Below are 17,015 nucleotides of genomic sequence, written 5' to 3' on the forward strand. Positions count from 1 at the left end.
CCGATGTCGTTCGGCGAAAGGCGGCTCTGTGCGATGAGCGCGCTGAGCCGCTCCTGCAGTGCCCGGTCTGCGTGGCGTGCTGCTGCCAGCAGGCTCCGTCCGTACAGCACGAGGTTGCTGCCCGCGGCCAGTTCGATCTCGTGCGGCTCGAAGACGGGATCGCCCAGTCCCAAGGGCTCGTTGAAGGGAAGATCCGCGACACCAGCGGCTTCGAAAGCGGCGTGGTCGCTCACGTCCCGCAGGCCGAGGCCCTCGCCCGCCAGTCGGTGGAGCTGCTGCAGACCTGGGCGCACCATCACCGACGGCGCGGCACGCCGAGATCCACGGTGATCGCGTGGGCCAGGGCGTCACCGGCGACCCGGCGGGCGGCGCGGGCCTCCTCGCCGGCCAACCAGGCGTAGCAGGAAGACCGGGCCACCCTCAGCACTCGGCACGACACAGCGACCGAGTGGGTGGTCCCGTCCGTCTCGACGAACGCGTACACCTCGCTCCTCGATCACTTCCTTCGCGAAGAAGACCGCCGCTTTTCGCAGCGCCTCGATCGTCTCCGCCTACTCACGCTCGGAGGAGATCCCCGAAGACGTGCTGACCCACGCCCACGGGCTCAGCCCGGCTTCGATGTCCGTCGAGGTCGCCGACGGGCTGGCGTCCCTCAGAGGCGCCGTGAGCAGACGCAGCCCGGTCCCCGTCGTATTACGCCTGTGCCAGGGCAGCGACGACGTGGCCGACCGGCTCAACTACGGACGGGACGACGTGTCGGTCGGTGCACGAACGCCCAGCGAGCGGTAGGAGAAGAGCATGAAGCATCGGGAAGTCCGCGAGCTGATGACCCACGAGGTCGTCACCGTCCCCAACAACGCTCCGTTCAAGGAGATCGCCCGCACTTTGACCGAGCACAAGGTTTCGGCCGTTGCGGTCGTCGACTCTGACGGCCGACCGCTCGGTGTGATCTCGGAACGAGACCTGCTGCCGAAATCCGCAGGCCAGAGCGACTACTTCCGGTCGCTTCCCGAACGGGACACCTGGCTGGAGGGCAAGGCCGCGGGGACACGCGCCGAGGAGCTGATGTCCTCGCCCCCCGTGTGCGCCAACCCGGACTGGACCGTCGCCGAAGCCGCCAGGCTGATGGAAGCCCAAGGGGTCAAGCGGCTCCTGGTCGTGGACGACTCGGACGTACTGATCGGGATCGTCAGCCGACGGGACCTGCTGCGGATCTTCCTCCGGGTCGACGAGGACATCCGCGACGAGATCATGGGCGACGTCCTCGCGCTCGGCGTGCGGCAGAGCCCCTCGGCCATCACCGTGACCGTCGCCGACGGCCGCGTCGAACTGCACGGAACCGTCGAATTCAGGAGCCTCATCCCGCTCCTCGAACGCATGTGCCGGACCGTGGACGGCGTGGTCTCCGTGACGCAGCATCTCGGATACGCCATCGACGACACGGACTCGGCCTGAAGAAGCAGCCGCGCCGCATCGACACGCGCGGAGACGGACCGCCTGATCCGTTCGGGCCCCTGGAAACCATCGTGAACGATCGAACGGTCGACGGCCGTGACGGTTCGACGGAAAGCCTCGCGGCCGCCCACTGGACGGCGCGAGAGGCCCTTCTGCGTGGCGTGCCGCTTCGCGTCGTCCGCGCCGAGGGATGGTCATCGCCGTGGGACCTCCCGGTGCCGGTGGGCCATGCGCGCCCTTACCGGGCACGGCGCTGCCGAACGAGACTGCCGACGAACCGCGCGCGAGCCACCCCGAACGCGGGCCTCCACCACGCCGAGGCACCCGTCGCCGTCGTCGCCCACGAACAGCGGCTCCGTGCGAGGCACTGCGGCTCACCGCTGGGGCGCGACCACCACGGGGGCGCCGCTCCCGGGTGCGCCCTCAAGTCCCACAGTCACGACGGGCTCCATGCCGACCGCGCCGTCTCGCAGGAAGCCGGAATGACCGTGCGGGTGTCGGGACGTCCCTGGCGCGCCGTCGTCCCTGCGGTCTCGTCGGCAGCCGTGCAGCGATCGTCAGCAGCACTCGATGAAGCACAGGTGCCGGCGTGCCGCGCAGGCAGCCGCGTGTCATCCCACGGAACACCCACCACACGCGACCAGGGAAGAGGCGAGCCCGGCCGGCGAGGTGGCCACCGGAACAGCCGGTCGCCGGCCTGATCAGTGAGTGCGGTCGATGTCCAGTTCCAGGAAGTGGGCAGAACACGAGATGCACGGGTCGTGGTTGCGGACGGCCCGCTCGCACAGCCGGGTGAGCTCGGCCTCGGAGACCTCACCCCGATCGAGCCCGGCCTGGACGTGCCGGCGCAGGTCCTCCTCGATGGCGCCCTGGTTCTGGGCGGTCGGCGGAACGATGCAGGCGTCGGTGACACGGCCCCCGCCGTCGAGCGCGTAGCGGTGGTAGAGCAGGCCGCGTGGCGCCTCCGTGGCACCGTGGCCGGTGCCGGCCCGGGCCGGCACCTCTACGTACGGGCGGGCGGGACGCTCGTACTCCGCGATGATCCGAAGGGCCTCTTCCACCGCATACAGGACTTCCACCGCCCGGACGAGGATGCTGCGGTACGGGTTCCGGCAGGCCTGTCCACACCCGGCACCTGTGCGCGACGGGGGGTCGCCCAGCCCGGCCTCCCGTGCGGCTTCCAGGGCCAGTGGGGACAGCAGGTGACCGCTGACCGCCCAGCGGGCGAGGGAGCCGGTGAGATGCCTTCGGCCGTCCAGCCGGGACTGGAGGGCTGTGGAGTGGGAGACCTGCACCTCGGCCACGTGCTCGGTGAAGTCCCGCAGGGGGAAGCGGTACGGCGGGAGCGTCTCGTCGTACCGAAGCACGGTGGGCACGCCGGACTCGATGGCATAGGTGCCCTCCTCGGCGAGGGCGAGCAGGTCGGCGTCGCACTCGGCGTCCGGGAATTCGAAGCCGGCAACCCAGCGCACCGTGTCCCAGGCGTCGTCGAGGGCGGTGCGCAGCCGTTCCTCCAGCGGGCGGAGTTCGGCGCGGGCCGGAGCGCGGTGGAAGCCCCCGAGCCGGACGTTGACGGGGTGGATGGCCCGGCCCCCGAGCAGTTCGACCACGGCGTTGCCGGTCTGCTTCAGGCGCAGTCCGCGCTTGACGTGCTCCAGATGCAAGCGGGACAGACCGATCACGTCGTCTTCGCCGAGGAAGTCCGGCGCGTGCAGCATGTGGATGTGCAGTGTCTGGCTCTCGATCCATTCGCCGCAGTACAGCAGACGGCGCAGGGCGGCCAGTTGTCCGTCGACGACGACGCCGCACGCGTCCTCGACGGCACGGCAGGCACTCATCTGGTAGGCGACGGGACAGATGCCGCAGATGCGGGAGGTGAGGTCGGGCGGCTCGGTGTGCGCTCTGCCCCGCAGGAGGGCCTCGAAGAACCGCGGTGGCTCGTAGATGTTGAGCCGCGCCTCGACGACGGTGCCGTGGTGGATCCTCACGTGCAGCGCGGTCTCGCCCTCGACCCGGGCGAGTGAGGGGATGCGGAGCTCCTGGGGTCGGGGCGTCGTATCGCTCATCCGGGGCCTTCCACGTCGGTCGTTGCGGCCTGCTCCCGCTCCTCCACGGCGGTGAAGGCGGTCGCGTTGAAGGTGTGCAGGAACCTGCCGATGTCCTCCTGACTCATCCCGTCGCGCTGCATGAGTGGCACCAGCGCACGAAGGTTCGTGGTTCCCGCCGGCCCGAAGCAGCCGTAGCAGCCGCGCCCGTAGGTCGGGCACAGGGCTCCACAGCCCGCGTGGGTGACCGGACCGAGGCAGGGCGTGCCGTGCGCGACGGTGACACAGACGTTGCCGCGCCGCTTGCAGGAGAAGCAGACGCTGTGGTTCGGGATGGCGGGCTTGCGACCGGCGAGGAAGGCGGTGATGACCTCGACGAGCTGACCGCGGTCGATGGGACAGCCGCGCAGCTCGAAGTCGACGGGTACATGGGCCGAGACCGGCGTGGAGGTCGCGAGGGTCTCGATGTACTCGGGGCGGGCGTAGACGGTCGCCAGGTACGCGTCGACATCGGCGTAGTTGCGCAGCGCCTGCACGCCGCCGGCCGTGGCGCAGGCGCCGATGGTGACGAGGTGGCGGGCATCGGCGCGGATGCGTCGGACGCGCTCCACGTGCTCGGGTGTGCTGACCGAGCCTTCGACGAGAACGAGGTCGTACGGGCCGGGGGCGGGTTCGCTGGAGGCTTCCAGGAAGTGGGCGATCTCCAGTGCGGCGGCGATGCCGAGCAGTTCGTCCTCGCAGTCGAGGAGGGTCAGCTGACAGCCGTCGCAGGAGGCGAACTTGAACACGCCGAGGCGGGGGCGGGCTGGGGGCTGGGGGCTGGGGGTGCTCATCTCACAGTTCCCGGACGTTGAGGATGGGCTCGGCCCGGTCGTAGCGGACGACCGGGCCGTCGCGGCAGAGAAGCAGGGGTCCGAGCTGGCAGTGTCCACAGTGGCCGACGGCGCAGCGCATGTTGCGTTCGAGGGAGACCTGGATGCGGTCGGGACGTACTCCTTGGTGAATCAGCGCCCGCGCGGTCGCACGCATCATCACCTCGGGACCGCAGAGGAAGGCGACCGTGTCCGACGGTGTGAACCGGGCCTCGCGAAGGAGCGTGGTGACGACTCCGACCCGGCCGGTCCAGCCGGCGGACGGCCGGTCGACCGTGACGGCACCGAAAGGCTCCTCCCAGGCGGGGAAATCGTCTTCGTAGAGCAGATCGGCGGGGGTCCGGGCACCCGCGAGGACGCTCAGCCGCCCGAAGAGGTGAGGCCCGGCCACAACGGTGTCGACGAGGGGACGCAGCGGGGCGATCCCGATGCCTCCGGCGATGACGAGCAGATCGTTGCCGTGAGCCGCGGCCGTGTCCCAGGCGGTACCGAAGGGGCCGCGCGCACCGACCCACCCGCCTGTCGGCAGGGCGCACAATGCGCGGGAGACAGCCCCGACGGCGCGGATCGTGTGCGTCACCCGGTGACCGTCCGCGAGCCGGGACACGGACACCGGAATCTCGCCGACCCCGAACGCGTACAGCATCGCGAACTGGCCCGGTGCGAAAGGTGCCAGGGCCTCGCCGGCGGGCTCCAGTACGAGCGTGGCCGTGTCGTGCGTCTCGTCGCGGCGGTCCACCACGCGATAAGGAAGCGGTGCCGACATCATGGTCCCACTCCGCTCCCCTGTGGTCCCGGCGGTCCGTAGAGGTCGAGCAACCGGGTGCGGGTGGCTCGGAGCCGGTCCCCGATGGTCCCGGCGACGCCGGTGACCAGCGACAGGCCGAGCGCCGTGTCCTCGGCGCACAGCTCATGCACAGCGGCGGCATCGAACTCCCAGGCGCGCACGGGCTCCCGTGTCTCGGCCGCCAGATGCCACTGCCGGGGTGGGCACAGCCATGACCAGCCGAGCAGGCTGCCCGCACCGATGGTCTCGAGGACCACGCGTCCCCGGCCGGGCACGTGGATGTCGAGCGCGACCGTTCCCGAGCGGATGACCCAGAATCGGTCGGCGTTCTCCCCCTCCTCGAAGATGCGCGTGCCGCCCGGAAGGGTTAGGTCTCGGGCGAGGGTCATCAGCTTCCCGCGCTGTTCCGCCGTCAGAGCGGCGAGCACCTCCTCACCGGAGGACCCGCCCGGATGCGGGGTCACGCCGTGCTCTCCCGCTGTGCGGCTTGCCGGTGCAGGGCGTGGGCTTCCTCGGTGAGGTCGATGCCCGTGGGACACCACACGATGCACCGGCCGCACCCGACACAGCCCGAACTGTCGAACTGGTCGTGCCAGGTACCCAGTTTGTGCGTGAGCCACTGGCGGTATCGGCTGCGTGGGGTGGACCGGACCGCACCGCCGTGGACGAGGGAGAAGTCCAGGTCGTAGCAAGAGTCCCAGAGGCGCCAGCGCTCGGCGTGGTCGCCGGTCAGGTCGGTGACGTCCTCGGTGGTGGTGCAGAAGCAGGTGGGGCAGACCATGGTGCAGTTACCGCAGCTGAGGCATCGGGCGGTGACGTCGTCCCAGCGCTCCGCTTCCAGGTTGTCCCGCATCAGCGTGCGCAGGTCCACCGGCGGCATGGAGCGGCCCATGCGTTCGGCGGCGGTGCTCACCGCCTGGGCCGCGGCATCCCGGGTGGGGGCATCGGCACTCCTGCGTGGTAGTTCCGTGAGAACCGCGGCTCCCTCCTCGCTCCCGCTCCGGCACAGGAAGCGGTGGCCCGCGTCGTCCACGACCTCGGTGAGGGCGAGGTCGTACCCGGCGTCGACGGCTGGCCCACTGCCCATGGAGACACAGAAGCAGGTGGCACCCGGCGCGGTGCACTCGACCGCGATCAGGAAGGCACCGGTCCGCCGGGAGAGGTAGACGGGATCCCGGTACCTGCCGCCGCTCATCACACGGTCCAGGATCCGAATGGCACGCAGATCGCAGGGTCGCACGCCGAGGAACGCGTACGAGATCCGCTCCTGCTCCTCCTCCCGGACGACCGGCGCCCCGTCGGGGCCTCGGTCCGCGGACCACTGACGGACGCGCTCCGGATGCAGGAACGACTTCCACGACTGCGGCCCCGCGCTGTGGGCGAAGCCCGCCCCGTCCTCACGACGGAGGAGCCGGTACCGCCCCGCCTCCAGCTCGACCCCCCATCCGTAGGGCAGGGCATCGGCGGAGTCCAACTCGTCGAGGACGATCGCGCCGTCGCGCACGGTCGGACCGATCACCGTGCAGCCTCGCCCCTTCAGGACACGGACGAGCGCGGCCAGACCGTCGCGGTCGAGAACCGCCTCGTCCCGGCGGTCGAGGCCGGCTCCGGCATCCGAAGCGTCGGTCATCGTGCACCTCTCGGTCTCCACGTGCCTAGATCCGGCAGCATGTCAGACCAGCGGCCTCCCGGGTCCGAAGCCGGTCCGGCGAGTTCTCCGGCTGAACCACCGGACGTCTTCCTCGATGCACCGGACCAGACGCGGCAGGGCGGACGCCACCGCCGGGGTGAGCCCCGTGCCCAGCGAGCGGTCCGCTCCCTCGACCGCGTACACGATGAGGCGCCCGGGGGCGCGCCCGAGACGGTCGGCGAGGCGAACGGCCTCAGCGAGCCCCAGCCCGTGGGTGCTCTGCCTGCCTGCAGCCTGGCGCAGCACCTCGTCCGCGGCCACACGCCACCGGTGCGTCCGCCCGGGCTGCGCCGCCGGCGGGAAGCAGGCGTCGATGACAACGGCGAGGGCTGTGTCCTCCCAGAGGGTGATCAGGCGGCCGGGGTCTCCGTCGCACCGAGCGAGCACGGTACCGGAGGGGAGCGGTCGCCGTGCCTGCCGTTCGCACAACAACGCGATGACGGCCCACCCCACTCCGTCATCGCGCCGAAACTCGTTTCCGATCCCGATGACCGCCGTACCGGCGAGCGGCTTCATGCATACCCGCTTCCTCCTCCGGGCCTGACCAGGCAGATTTTGCCCCACTCTCGTGTCGATGTCCCGTAGCGCAGGGCGGACGGCGCGCGGCACCGTACCGAGCCTCCCCGCCGCCGGGCGGTCGAGTCCGGTGCCCGGTGCTGGTCGGCCCTGCCGAAATCCGCATCCCCGACGCGGCCCGCGCTGTGCCGCACACGCTGACGTCTTCGCCGCCCTGGACGAGCAGACCGGTGGCACGGCGGCCGGGGCTGACCGACGGCCGAGCCGGAACGCCAACCACCCCGGATACGGGGGGGACTCCGCTCGCCGGATGACGGCGTGCCCGACGACGGCGGTGTCGGTCAGTGCGTGCACCGTCCGGGCAGCAGGAGGGTGTGGGCGTCGGGGAAGGGGCACTGCCGGCACGTCAGCCAGGACGGCAGGGTCGGGGTGAGGTCACGCGGACGACGCCGGGGTGTTCGTCAGCTGTCCGGCACGACGAGCGTGCAGGTCTCCCCGGGCACCACGGTCACGGCCCGGTCGGCCAGCACCACGCGCAGCGGTGACTCCTCCGAGTCCGGCACGCCGATCTCCAGCAGTCCGCTCCGGCGCCGTACGCTCACCCCCCAGTGCCCTCGGTAGCGCAGCGAGAACCCGTACTCGGAGAGTGGCGGGAGGGGGACCGGGTCGAACCGCAGGGCCTCCTCACAGGTCTCCATTCCGGTCAGGCCGCGCTGGACCAGGTCGAGGGTTCCGGCCATCGCTCCGAGATGGATGCCCTCGCCGGTGGTACCGCCCTGGATGTCGGCGACGTCCGCCTCCAGCGCCTCCTGGACGTACTGCCAGGCATCGGCCCGCCGCGCTCTGGCGAGCACCAGGCCGTGGACCAGCCCGCTGAGGGTGGACCCGTGGCTGGTGCGCCGCAGGTAGTAATCGACCGTCCTGCGCCAGACCTCGTCGTCCACGTCGTGACCGAGGCGCGCGAAGAGCTGCCCGAGCTCGGCGGGCGAGAACAGGTGGCCGAGCATGAGCACGTCGGCCTGCTTGGACGCCTGGTAGCGGTTGACCGTGTCGCCCTCGGCCTCCAGGATCCGGTCCAGCCGGCGAATGCTGCTGTACCGGGCCCGGTAGGTGTCCCAGTCCAGCTCGGCGAGGTCGCCGTAGCCCTCGAACTGGCTGATGACGCCTCGATGGAACGGGACCCGCAACCGTCTGGAGACCTCTTCCCAGCGCAGCGGTTCATCGGCTCCCAGCCGGATGCGGTCGCACAGTTCTTCCCTGCGCCAGGCGGGCAGGCGCCTCAGCAGCTCCAGAGCGCGGACGAGGACCCAGGCGGCGGTGACGTTCGTGTAGGCGTTGTCGTCCAGGCCCGGTCGGCCGGCGCCCGGGTAGGCGTCGTGGTACTCGTCGGGGCCGACCACGCCCCGGATGCGGTAGCGGCCCGTATCGGCGTCGAGGACCGCGAGGCCGGCCCAGAACCGGGCGATCTGCAGGAGCATCTCCGCGCCCTTGGTGTGCAGGTACTCCGTGTCGCCTGTGGCCTCGCAGTACTGCCAGACATTGTAGGCGATCGCCGAGCCCACGTGGTGCTGGAGCCGGGAGTGGTCCGGCAGCCAGCGCCCCGAGGCGGGGTTCAGGTGCCACTGCTGGCTCTCCTCGCGGCCGTCGCTGCCGCTCTGCCACGGGTACATCGCCCCGGCCCGGCCGGCCTCGGCCGCCGCCCGGCAGGCCCGCGGCAGGCGTCGGTGGCGGTAGTCCAGCAGTGCCCTGGAGACCTCCGGAAAGTGCAGGTTGAGGTACGGCAGGACGAACAGCTCGTCCCAGAAGACATGACCCCGGTACGCCTCGCCGTGCAGTCCCCTGGCCGGGACGCCCACGTCGAGGTCGGCGGTGTGCGGGGACAGCGTCTGCAGGAGGTGGAAGAGGTGGAGCCGCAGGACACGGCCGGCTCGGCCGGGCACCTGGATCTCCGCGCGCCGCCACAGCTGTTCCCAGGCGGCGGCATGGGAGTCCAGCAGCCCCGGGAAGTCCGCCGCCGTGTCCGCCCGGTCGATCGCCGCGCCGAGCGGGTCGCCGATCGCCGTGTCGCGCGAGGTGTGCAGGGCGACGGTCTTGTCCAGGGTGACGGGCCTGCCGGGGGCGAGCGGAACCACCAGCCGGTGCACGGCTCGCCGGCGGCCCGCGTGGAACACGGACGTGACCGGGACGGGGCCGGCGACAGCCGTACGGGCCGCCGTGGCGATCTGGATGCCGGAGGTGCTGGTGCGGCAGGTCAGCCAGACCGTGCGCGGCTCCTGGAACCCGGTACGCACACCGGTCGACTGGCGGCGTTCGAGAGCTCGGTAGCGGTGCACGTTGCCGTTGATCACGTCGCTGTCGATTCCGGACTCGACCTCGACCTCACCCGACCAGCCCTGCGCCGAGAAGACGGTCCGCAGTGCGGCCAGGTGCGGCTCCCCCATGTGCACCAGGCGGGTCTGTTCGACGGCGAGCACGCCGGCCTTCTCCACCCGGTGGCGGAAGGCACGGGTGAGCGTGCCACGACGCACATCCAAGGTGTGCCGGTGGTCGAGGGGACGGTGCCTGTCCGGGGTGAGCCAGGCCCCCCAAGCCCCGCCGGCACGGCGTACCCGGAAACGCAGGAGGAGCCAGTTCGGAAGGTTGACCAGATCCTCGTTCACCACCTGCCGTCCCGCCACCGTCGACTCCAGGCGGTTGTAGCACCCGGCCACATAGGTACCGGGACAGTGCACCAGCCCCGCCCGGCACTCGGGCACCGCGCCCCGTGTGGCGAAGTAGCCGTTCCCGAGCGTGCAGAGGGCCTCACGCAGCTGCTCGCCGGCGGGCTCGTAGCCCTCCCACTCCCACGTCCAGTCCGACATCCCGTGCTCTTCTCCCGACAGCGGAACCGGGCCGCTCGGCGGGTCTCAGCCCCGCTGCGGAACGACGGCGACCGGACAGGCGGAATGGTGCAGCAGGGTGTGGGCGACCCTGCCCAGTTGCAGACCGAAGTGGCCGTGCCTGCGTTCGGCTCCGACGACGACCAGATCGGCGTCGGCCGCCGAGTCGAGCAGGACGCGATGGGCCGGGCCCTCGACGATGTGCCGACGGACGGAGAGGCCGGGGTGTTCCCGCGCGGCTTCGCTCAGTGCCTCCTCCAGCTCGGCGGCAGCCCGCTCGTCGTGCTCCTGGGCGGCGTCGTCCGCGTCGGGGGAACGATCCCCGTGCTCATGGGCCGGACGGCGCCAGGCCCGTACGGCGGTCAGGGCGCAGCCACGCGCCTGCGCCTCGCGGGCGGCGAACCGTACGGCACCCGTGCGCTCGGCCGCGTCGCCGACACCGACCACGATCCGGCCGAGGGATCCCTGGATGTTGGGCTGCGCGCCCCGGACCACGACGACGGGACAGACCGCGCGCGCAGCCACGGCCAGACCGACCGATCCCAGGAGCAGCCCGGCCACCTCACCTCGCCCGCGCTGCCCCACGACCAGGGCGAAGGCGTCGGGCGCCGCGTGCAGCAGGGCGAACACGGCATCGTCAGGGAGTACCTCCGAGGACACCTCCACCTGCGGTCCCCGCAGTTCGGCACGTTGCGCGCAGGACGCGGCGATGTGCCGGGCCATGACCTCCTCGGCACTGCGACCGGTGGTGAACGACGGCAGGGTCCGCTCATAACGCTCCCACCGGAAGGCGTGGACCAGCCGCAACGGCAGTGCGTGCCGTGCCGCCTCGTCCACCGCCCAGTCGACCGCCAGCAAGCTGGAATCCGATCCGTCGACGCCCACGACCAGCGGGAGTTCCGTCATCGCCGCCACCGCCTTCCGTCCGACTGCCGAGACACCCCCTGTGAATACCGTCGCACCGCCCCCGGACCACCGCGATACAGGCCGGACCGCTCCGGTCGGGTTGCAGTGGTACGCGGCCCGGTGATGCTGGGGGCGTGGGGCCGAACCGCGGCCCTCGAGGACGAGAGATGTCTGTTACCCCGCACATCGTCAGTGACGTGATGACCTCCCCTGTGGTGGCCGTCCGGCGGGACACCCGGTTCAAGGACATCGTGCAGACCCTCGTGGACCGGAATGTCAGCGCCGTGCCGGTCGTGGAGGCCGACGGACGAGTGGCCGGTGTGGTCTCCGAAGCCGATCTGCTGCCCAAGGCGGAGTTCCGGGAGGGCGACCTCACCCGCGCCGAGCAGCTCCAGCGCCTGCCCGACCTCGCCAAGGCGCAAGCGGTGACCGCCGAGGAGGTCATGAGCGCCCCCGCCGTCGTGGTGCGTCAGGACGTCACCCTGGCCCAGGCTGCCCGGATCATGGCCGTGGAGCACGTCAAACGTCTCCCGGTGGTCGACGACGAGGGGCGGCTACGGGCCATCGTCAGCCGTGGCGACCTGCTGAAGGTCTTCCTGCGGCCGGACGAGGACATCGAGGAGGAAGTGCGCCGCACGGTGGTGGCATACCTCTTCCCCGCGCTCAGTCACACGATCCGTGTGTCCGCGCACCACGGGGTCGTCACCCTGCGTGGAGACGTCCACGACCCGTCGCTCGCCTGGGTGGCCGAACGCCTCGTCCGCGCCGTGGAGGGCGTGGTCGGCGTCGAGACCAGGCTCAGCGGTGAGGACACCGTCCCGGACGGGACCAGGCACGAGTGACCCGCCGGCAGCCTCCGTCATGGCCGGCAGCCGAGCGCCTGCGAGCCCTGACGGAGCGGTGTGCCGGGGCCAGTCGAGCCATAGCCCAGGCGGAGCGCGATCCTTGTGCGGCCCGTCCCGGTCCACAGGTCGCTCAGGGGCCGGCGAGGGTCCGTGCGTTCGAGGGGCTCTGCGGCGACGGACCCGGACAGGCCGAGGGTGGCGAGCAGCAGGACGCCTTCCATGGCCCGCCCGGCCCGGAGCCCGTCCTGCCGACGGTCGTGGACGGTGTTGACCAGGGCCGGCTGGGGATTCCGTACCCACGCATCGGACGGGCTCGTGGATGGCCGGTAACTGCCCCGCGAATCGTCGGCACACCCAGCTCCGGAAGCGCCTACCGGTCCGCTGCGGTGATCCGACGGCCGGTGAGGCTCGTCGGCCTGATCGACACCCACATCTCGCGTTTCCCGCCCGGCCAGGGTGTGGTGTGGGCTCGCTCGGTCAGCCCGCGCACGGCGTCGGGTTCCGTGACGACGCTGGCGGGTCCGACGGCGAGCACGCTCCAGCCCTGACTGCGGGCGTCGTCCACGTGGTCGACCTCGAAGGCGACCTCCGCTCCGACGGCCGCCGCGGGCAGCGAGTGCGGGGCCGTCCGGAAGGCGATGGTCTCTCCGACGACCTCGTAGTTGACCGGGACGACCGCCGGACGGCCGTCGGGCGCCGACAGCGCGACGCGCCCCACGCCGTGGGTGGACAGCAGGGCACGGCACTCGTCCGGGCCGAGGTCCCGCAGCCGGGGATGCAGCAACGCGTGACCCTGGCCCGGTGGCAGCTCCACGCCTCCTCCCCGCAGGACGGAGGTGGTCGTGCCCAGTGCGTCGGCCAGCCGGATGAGGGACGCCACACTCGGGTCGGCCGGGTGCTCCTCCAGGTACGCCAGGTATATGGGCGACATCCGCGCGCGGCGGGCCGTCTCCTCGCGGCCGAGTCCCCGTCTGCGGCGTTCGACGGCCACCCGCCGGCCGATGTCGCCGGGGTTGGTCGTACCGACCGACGGTAGGCCCGGGGAGGCGGCTTCCGTCACACCGGTGTCCGGTGCGGCGGACCCGTGGGGCGTCCCGGGCAGTCCGTGCTCCAGATGGTGGATGTGCGCGTCGGGCCCGGGAAAGAGGAGCGTCACCTCCTCCGTGTCCGACCAGCGCACGTCGTACGGCGGAGTGCCGTCCGTGTGGTGGAGTCCCACGATCTCCCCGTCGCGGCGGGCGGCGCCGGACCTCGTGCTTTCGATGACGAGCTGGTCGCCGAGGTGAGCTCGCATGGTGGCCTCCCTTTCCTGATGACCGGCTGTGCCTCGCGCGGGTACCGGGGCTCAGCCGCTGATCTCGATGCGCTGGGTCTGCCCCCGTTCGGTCTTGGGGACTTTGACCGTGAGGACGCCGTTGCTCAGTTCCGCGCTGATGTGCTCGGTGTCGGCGTTCGGAGGCAGCGTCGCGCGATAGTCGAACTGGCCGCTGCGGCGGGTGTGCCGGCGCACCGCCCCGGTGTGCTCGCGCTGCTTGACCTCACCGTGGATGTCGAGCTCGCCCTCGGAGACCTGCACGATGATCTGGTCCTTGTCCATGCCGGGCAGCTCCAGCTCCACCAGGTAGGCGTCCTCGGCGTCCTCGATGTCGGCCATGGGCGCCCAGGGTTCGGCCCCGGCGAACGCGGGCCATCCGCCGCCGGTGAAGGCGGCGTGCATGAGCTGGTCCACCCTGGTACGGAGGTCGTCCAGCTCACGCACGGCGGCGGGAAGTGCGCCGCTGGTGTGGCGTGCGGGGTGTGTCATGGGTGTTCCCTCCTCGATCTTCACGGGCTTCGGCCTCGTCCGAGGTCTTGCCAGGCAGGTTCACAGGAACCACGGGGCGGTCTCGCGCGTGTCCGCCCGAGGTGCGCCCATTCCCTCGATGTCGCGCTCGGCGACTTGCAGCAGCTGCCGGGCCAGGTCGGTCAACGCCCGGCCGGCCGCCAGCTCGTCACCGATCTCCGGGACGTCGGCGTCCGCCGGATGGCAGTGCGCGGCCCCGTGACCGGTCAGCTCCGTGGTGCCGGTGTCCAGCACCAGACGGGCCTTGGTCGTTCCGTCGTTGTCCTCGAAGAGGTGGAGACGGACTTTCCATTCCGACGTGTGCGGCATCGCTTTCCTCCTCATGTCGGTACCGACCGATGTGCTGCGAGCTGCGCCTCGATGCCGTGCCGTACTCGGCGGCCGAGCGCGTCGAGCCGGTCCGAGGTCGTGGCGCGGGGCGCGACCGGCGCCCGGATCCGGCGGGCCGCGAAGGGCAGACCGCCCAGGTCCGCGGCACATCTCGCCCCGCACTCGTCGAGCCTGGGCCGCGCGACGGTGCGCCGGCCCTTCTCCATCACTGTCTCCAGCAGCGCGACGCCATCGTCCGGCGGCCGCTCGTCGGCAAGAGCGATCAGGTCGGAGCAGCCGGGCCTGCGGAACACCTGTTTGGGGCCGGGTGCCGTGATCTTCGCCGAAGACAGCTTCATCACCGGGCGGCCGTCGTACTCCACCATCTTGTACGCCGAGTCCAGATACGGTGCGTCGGCCGACACTCCGACGCGGGTGCCGACGGCGTAGGTGTCGATCGGTGCCCCCGAGCGCACCAGGTCGTCCACGGCGTACTCGTCGAGACCGCCGCTGGCGACGATCCGCACGTCCGGCAGACCGGCCCGGTCGAGGATCCCGCGTGCGCGTGCGGCAAGGACTCCGAGGTCGCCGCTGTCCAGCCGGACGGCGCAGCCGGGCCCGCGGTCCAGGTCCTGCAGGACGCGTGCCGCGACATGGACGCCTTCCTCGGAGTCATAGGTGTCCACCAGCAGGGTCACGGGGCCGGGGTGGCAGCGAGCGAAGGCCCGGAACGCCTCGTCCTCGGACGCGAACGCCTCCACATAGGAGTGGGCCATGGTGCCGACGGCGGGTATGCCCAGGGCGGTGGCCGCGGCCACGTTGCTGGTGCCGGCGAAACCGGCCAGCGCGCCGAGACGAGCGGCCTGGAATCCGGCCTGCGGGCCGTGGGTGCGCCGCAGGGAGAAGTCCACGACCGGGCGACCGGCCGCGGCAAGCACACAGCGTGCGGCCTTCGAGGCGACCGCCGTCTGATAGCTGAGCAGGTTGAGCACGTACGTCTCCACCAGTTGCGCCTGCGGGAGGGGCGCAGTCACCTCCAGCAGCGGCTCGCCCGCGAGCACGACCCGTCCTTCCGGCACGGCCCGCACCCGGCCGGTGAACTCCAGTCCGAGGAGCAGCCCGAGATCTCGCGGAGGCCGGTGCAGCGCGGAGGCGAAGGCGTCGATGTCCTCGGGGCCGACACGGAAGCCGGACAGGTGGTCCAGGGCGGACTCCAACCCCGCCGCGATCAGGAAACCACGCCCTGGAGGCAGGTCGCGGACGAACAGGCTGAACGTCGCCGGGGCGGTCATCTCCTCCCGCAGGTAGGACATCGCCATCGTGACTTCGTACAGATCGGTGGTCGTCGCATCCGACATGGACGGTACTCCTCGGCGTGTGTGGGCCGCGTCCGGTCCCGGGTGGTCACCGACAACAGCGCGCGCACCAGCGCGGCTCCGCCCGCTCCCGACGGTCAGCCGGTCGGTGCACTCGCACCGTTCCGCTGTCTGGGCCCCGACGGTGCGCGTCGACGTGTCGTGCCGTCGTCCCCGCTCTGCAGGCGGCCACCCGCAGCGCCATGACGACGCGGACCATCAAGAAGCGTCGAACCCACCACGCGAACCTGTCGAACGGACGCCTCAGCGGCTTCACGCCTGGTGGCATGTGTTCATCGCGCGGCGCGGGCGGACCGGATGTGTACGGCGATCCTTGCGCGTCCATGGGTCGACCTCCAGCGGGTTGCTGGTCACTCTCCCTGCTCCTGGGTCCAGTCTCGGACACCGATGGGGTTCGGGTCGTGGGCCGAAGGTCCCTGGCGGACCGGCGTACGGCCCCAGGTGCGCTCGCCTCATATCTGGGGCACGACCGCGACGGGACAGGGCGCGTGGTGCAGCAGCGCGTGGTTGATCAGACCCAGTTGCAGGCCCGTATGGCCCCGTCGCCTGCGCGCGCCGACGACCAGCAGGTCCGCTTCCGTCGCCGCGTTCAGCAACGCCGGGCGGGCCGGACCCTCGATCACCTGACGGGTCACCACGAGCTCCCCGATCCGCTCCGCCGCACCACGCAGCGCGTCGTCGAGTACCTGGGCCGGAGGGCGCCGGGGAGCCTGCGGGGCGTACCACCTCGCGGGCGGAGACACGGGGGAACGGCCGGGTGGACGGTTCCAGGCGTGCACCGCCACAAGGAGACAACGCCGCACCCGGGCCTCCCGGCACGCGAACCGCACGGCCGTACCGCTGCCCTCGCCCTCTTCGACACCGACGATGACCCTTCCGAACCGGGACTGCCGGTTATCCGCCGCCCCGCGCACCACCACGACCGGACAGTCCGCCCGCGCCGCCACGGCCAGGCCGACCGCGCCCAGCAGCATCCCGGCGAGGTCTCCGAGACCTCTGGACCCGAGTACCAGTGCGAAGGCGTTGCGTCCCCGGCCGATCAGGGCGACGGCAGGATCCTCCTGCAGCACCTCGCTCGACACCGGCACCGATGGAGCACGTCCCGCGGCACGGAGCGAAGCCGTGGCGATCACGTCGGACGACTCGGACTCTCCGGCCTCGGCGTGCAGGAGGTGCAGCGGCACCCCGTGCCGGTCCGCCTCGTCGGCGGCCCAGTCCAGGGCCTCCAGGCTCGCCTCGGATCCGTCGACGCCGACCACCAGGGGCATCGTCACCGCTCCGGTCTCCTCTCCTGCCGAATCCCCGTCCCCGGGCTCCCCGCCCTCCCTGGTCCACATGCGCGTCGGAGGGAGTTGGGGTACTCCTCGAAGGGAGAGAACGCATTGCACCCGGCATGCCGGCGCCGTCCGGACCAGACACGCCACCGGACTCGTTCACCGTCATCTCCAGCTTCGTACGAGACGGAGGCCGCCGCCATGCAACCCGTCGTCAC

The 17,015-nt window shown here is 71.5% G+C and carries 16 protein-coding genes and 1 pseudogene; 2 read left to right on the forward strand and 15 right to left on the reverse strand.

The window, feature by feature from the left end; all coding sequences use genetic code 11:
* Nucleotides 1-233: pseudogene (locus ABT085_RS29895) on the reverse strand (hypothetical protein); the annotation flags it as partial.
* 62 nt (nt 234-295) lie between these two features.
* Nucleotides 296-484 carry a hypothetical protein gene (locus ABT085_RS29900; RefSeq protein ID WP_351614645.1) on the reverse strand — a complete coding sequence of 63 codons (189 nt, stop codon included), beginning with the start codon at nt 482-484 and terminating at the stop codon, nt 296-298.
* Nucleotides 485-798: 314 nt separating this feature from the next.
* On the opposite strand from ABT085_RS29900, the gene ABT085_RS29905 reads away from it, so the two are divergent.
* A complete protein-coding gene (locus tag ABT085_RS29905) occupies nt 799-1,455 on the forward strand; it encodes a CBS domain-containing protein (RefSeq protein ID WP_351614647.1) in 657 nt (218 codons plus the stop codon).
* Between the two features lie 701 nt (nt 1,456-2,156).
* On the opposite strand, the gene ABT085_RS29915 is transcribed toward ABT085_RS29905, so the two are convergent.
* From ABT085_RS29915 to ABT085_RS29950, 8 genes are all read right to left on the reverse strand, one after another.
* Nucleotides 2,157-3,521, reverse strand: a complete 1,365-nt coding sequence (locus ABT085_RS29915) for a Ni/Fe hydrogenase subunit alpha (protein WP_351614650.1) — start codon at nt 3,519-3,521, stop codon at nt 2,157-2,159.
* On the reverse strand, nt 3,518-4,333 hold the full coding sequence (locus ABT085_RS29920) for an NADH-quinone oxidoreductase subunit B family protein (protein ID WP_351614653.1): 816 nt from the start codon (nt 4,331-4,333) through the stop codon (nt 3,518-3,520). Before ABT085_RS29920 ends, ABT085_RS29915 begins: the two co-directional genes overlap by 4 nt.
* Before the next feature lies 1 nt (nt 4,334).
* Nucleotides 4,335-5,141, reverse strand: coding sequence for an FAD/NAD(P)-binding protein (locus tag ABT085_RS29925; protein WP_351614656.1), 807 nt, complete (start codon nt 5,139-5,141; stop codon nt 4,335-4,337).
* Nucleotides 5,138-5,623: a cyclic nucleotide-binding domain-containing protein gene (locus tag ABT085_RS29930; protein WP_351614659.1), complete on the reverse strand. Its 486-nt coding sequence runs from the start codon at nt 5,621-5,623 to the stop codon at nt 5,138-5,140. The genes ABT085_RS29925 and ABT085_RS29930 overlap by 4 nt, the downstream gene beginning before the upstream one ends.
* Complete coding sequence (locus ABT085_RS29935) at nt 5,620-6,789, reverse strand: 4Fe-4S dicluster domain-containing protein (RefSeq protein ID WP_351614661.1); 1,170 nt, start codon at nt 6,787-6,789, stop codon at nt 5,620-5,622. Before ABT085_RS29935 ends, ABT085_RS29930 begins: the two co-directional genes overlap by 4 nt.
* Nucleotides 6,790-6,831: 42 nt before the next feature.
* Nucleotides 6,832-7,365, reverse strand: a complete 534-nt coding sequence (locus ABT085_RS29940; RefSeq protein WP_351614663.1) for a hydrogenase maturation protease — start codon at nt 7,363-7,365, stop codon at nt 6,832-6,834.
* Between the two features lie 461 nt (nt 7,366-7,826).
* A complete protein-coding gene (locus ABT085_RS29945) occupies nt 7,827-10,226 on the reverse strand; it encodes a glycoside hydrolase family 65 protein (protein WP_351614666.1) in 2,400 nt (799 codons plus the stop codon).
* A 45-nt stretch (nt 10,227-10,271) separates the two neighbouring features.
* Nucleotides 10,272-11,150 carry a universal stress protein gene (locus tag ABT085_RS29950; protein ID WP_351614668.1) on the reverse strand — a complete coding sequence of 293 codons (879 nt, stop codon included), beginning with the start codon at nt 11,148-11,150 and terminating at the stop codon, nt 10,272-10,274.
* 167 nt (nt 11,151-11,317) lie between these two features.
* On the opposite strand from ABT085_RS29950, the gene ABT085_RS29955 reads away from it, so the two are divergent.
* Nucleotides 11,318-11,992: a CBS domain-containing protein gene (locus ABT085_RS29955; RefSeq protein WP_351614671.1), complete on the forward strand. Its 675-nt coding sequence runs from the start codon at nt 11,318-11,320 to the stop codon at nt 11,990-11,992.
* 373 nt (nt 11,993-12,365) lie between these two features.
* Here the strand turns inward: ABT085_RS29955 and ABT085_RS29960 are convergent, their stop codons facing one another.
* The 5 genes from ABT085_RS29960 to ABT085_RS29980 form a co-directional block, all read right to left on the reverse strand.
* Nucleotides 12,366-13,289: a pyridoxamine 5'-phosphate oxidase family protein gene (locus ABT085_RS29960; protein ID WP_351614674.1), complete on the reverse strand. Its 924-nt coding sequence runs from the start codon at nt 13,287-13,289 to the stop codon at nt 12,366-12,368.
* A gap of 51 nt (nt 13,290-13,340) precedes the next feature.
* Nucleotides 13,341-13,799 (reverse strand): Hsp20/alpha crystallin family protein, encoded by a 459-nt coding sequence (locus tag ABT085_RS29965; RefSeq protein ID WP_351614677.1) that lies wholly within the window; start codon nt 13,797-13,799, stop codon nt 13,341-13,343.
* A 60-nt stretch (nt 13,800-13,859) separates the two neighbouring features.
* Nucleotides 13,860-14,147, reverse strand: coding sequence for a DUF1876 domain-containing protein (locus ABT085_RS29970; RefSeq protein WP_351614680.1), 288 nt, complete (start codon nt 14,145-14,147; stop codon nt 13,860-13,862).
* Nucleotides 14,148-14,158: 11 nt separating this feature from the next.
* Nucleotides 14,159-15,505, reverse strand: coding sequence for a nicotinate phosphoribosyltransferase (locus ABT085_RS29975; RefSeq protein ID WP_351614683.1), 1,347 nt, complete (start codon nt 15,503-15,505; stop codon nt 14,159-14,161).
* Between the two features lie 470 nt (nt 15,506-15,975).
* Complete coding sequence (locus tag ABT085_RS29980) at nt 15,976-16,797, reverse strand: universal stress protein (RefSeq protein WP_351614686.1); 822 nt, start codon at nt 16,795-16,797, stop codon at nt 15,976-15,978.
* Between the last annotated feature and the right edge of the window lie 218 nt (nt 16,798-17,015).

The organism is Streptomyces sp. NPDC002265, assembly GCF_040296125.1.
GTDB lineage: Bacteria > Actinomycetota > Actinomycetes > Streptomycetales > Streptomycetaceae > Streptomyces.

Excerpts from the sequence above, each read along its gene's own strand:
- ABT085_RS29915 (WP_351614650.1), bottom strand. The coding sequence starts at position 3,521 with ATGAGCGATACGACGCCCCGACCCCAGGAGCTCCGCATCCCCTCACTC.
- ABT085_RS29935 (WP_351614661.1), bottom strand. The coding sequence starts at position 6,789 with ATGACCGACGCTTCGGATGCCGGAGCCGGCCTCGACCGCCGGGACGAG.
- ABT085_RS29925 (WP_351614656.1), bottom strand. The coding sequence starts at position 5,141 with ATGATGTCGGCACCGCTTCCTTATCGCGTGGTGGACCGCCGCGACGAG.
- ABT085_RS29965 (WP_351614677.1), bottom strand. The coding sequence starts at position 13,799 with ATGACACACCCCGCACGCCACACCAGCGGCGCACTTCCCGCCGCCGTG.
- ABT085_RS29960 (WP_351614674.1), bottom strand. The coding sequence starts at position 13,289 with ATGCGAGCTCACCTCGGCGACCAGCTCGTCATCGAAAGCACGAGGTCC.
- ABT085_RS29945 (WP_351614666.1), bottom strand. The coding sequence starts at position 10,226 with ATGTCGGACTGGACGTGGGAGTGGGAGGGCTACGAGCCCGCCGGCGAG.
- ABT085_RS29955 (WP_351614671.1), top strand. The coding sequence starts at position 11,318 with ATGTCTGTTACCCCGCACATCGTCAGTGACGTGATGACCTCCCCTGTG.
- ABT085_RS29940 (WP_351614663.1), bottom strand. The coding sequence starts at position 7,365 with ATGAAGCCGCTCGCCGGTACGGCGGTCATCGGGATCGGAAACGAGTTT.
- ABT085_RS29970 (WP_351614680.1), bottom strand. The coding sequence starts at position 14,147 with ATGCCGCACACGTCGGAATGGAAAGTCCGTCTCCACCTCTTCGAGGAC.
- ABT085_RS29920 (WP_351614653.1), bottom strand. The coding sequence starts at position 4,333 with ATGAGCACCCCCAGCCCCCAGCCCCCAGCCCGCCCCCGCCTCGGCGTG.
- ABT085_RS29905 (WP_351614647.1), top strand. The coding sequence starts at position 799 with ATGAAGCATCGGGAAGTCCGCGAGCTGATGACCCACGAGGTCGTCACC.
- ABT085_RS29950 (WP_351614668.1), bottom strand. The coding sequence starts at position 11,150 with ATGACGGAACTCCCGCTGGTCGTGGGCGTCGACGGATCGGATTCCAGC.
- ABT085_RS29975 (WP_351614683.1), bottom strand. The coding sequence starts at position 15,505 with ATGTCGGATGCGACGACCACCGATCTGTACGAAGTCACGATGGCGATG.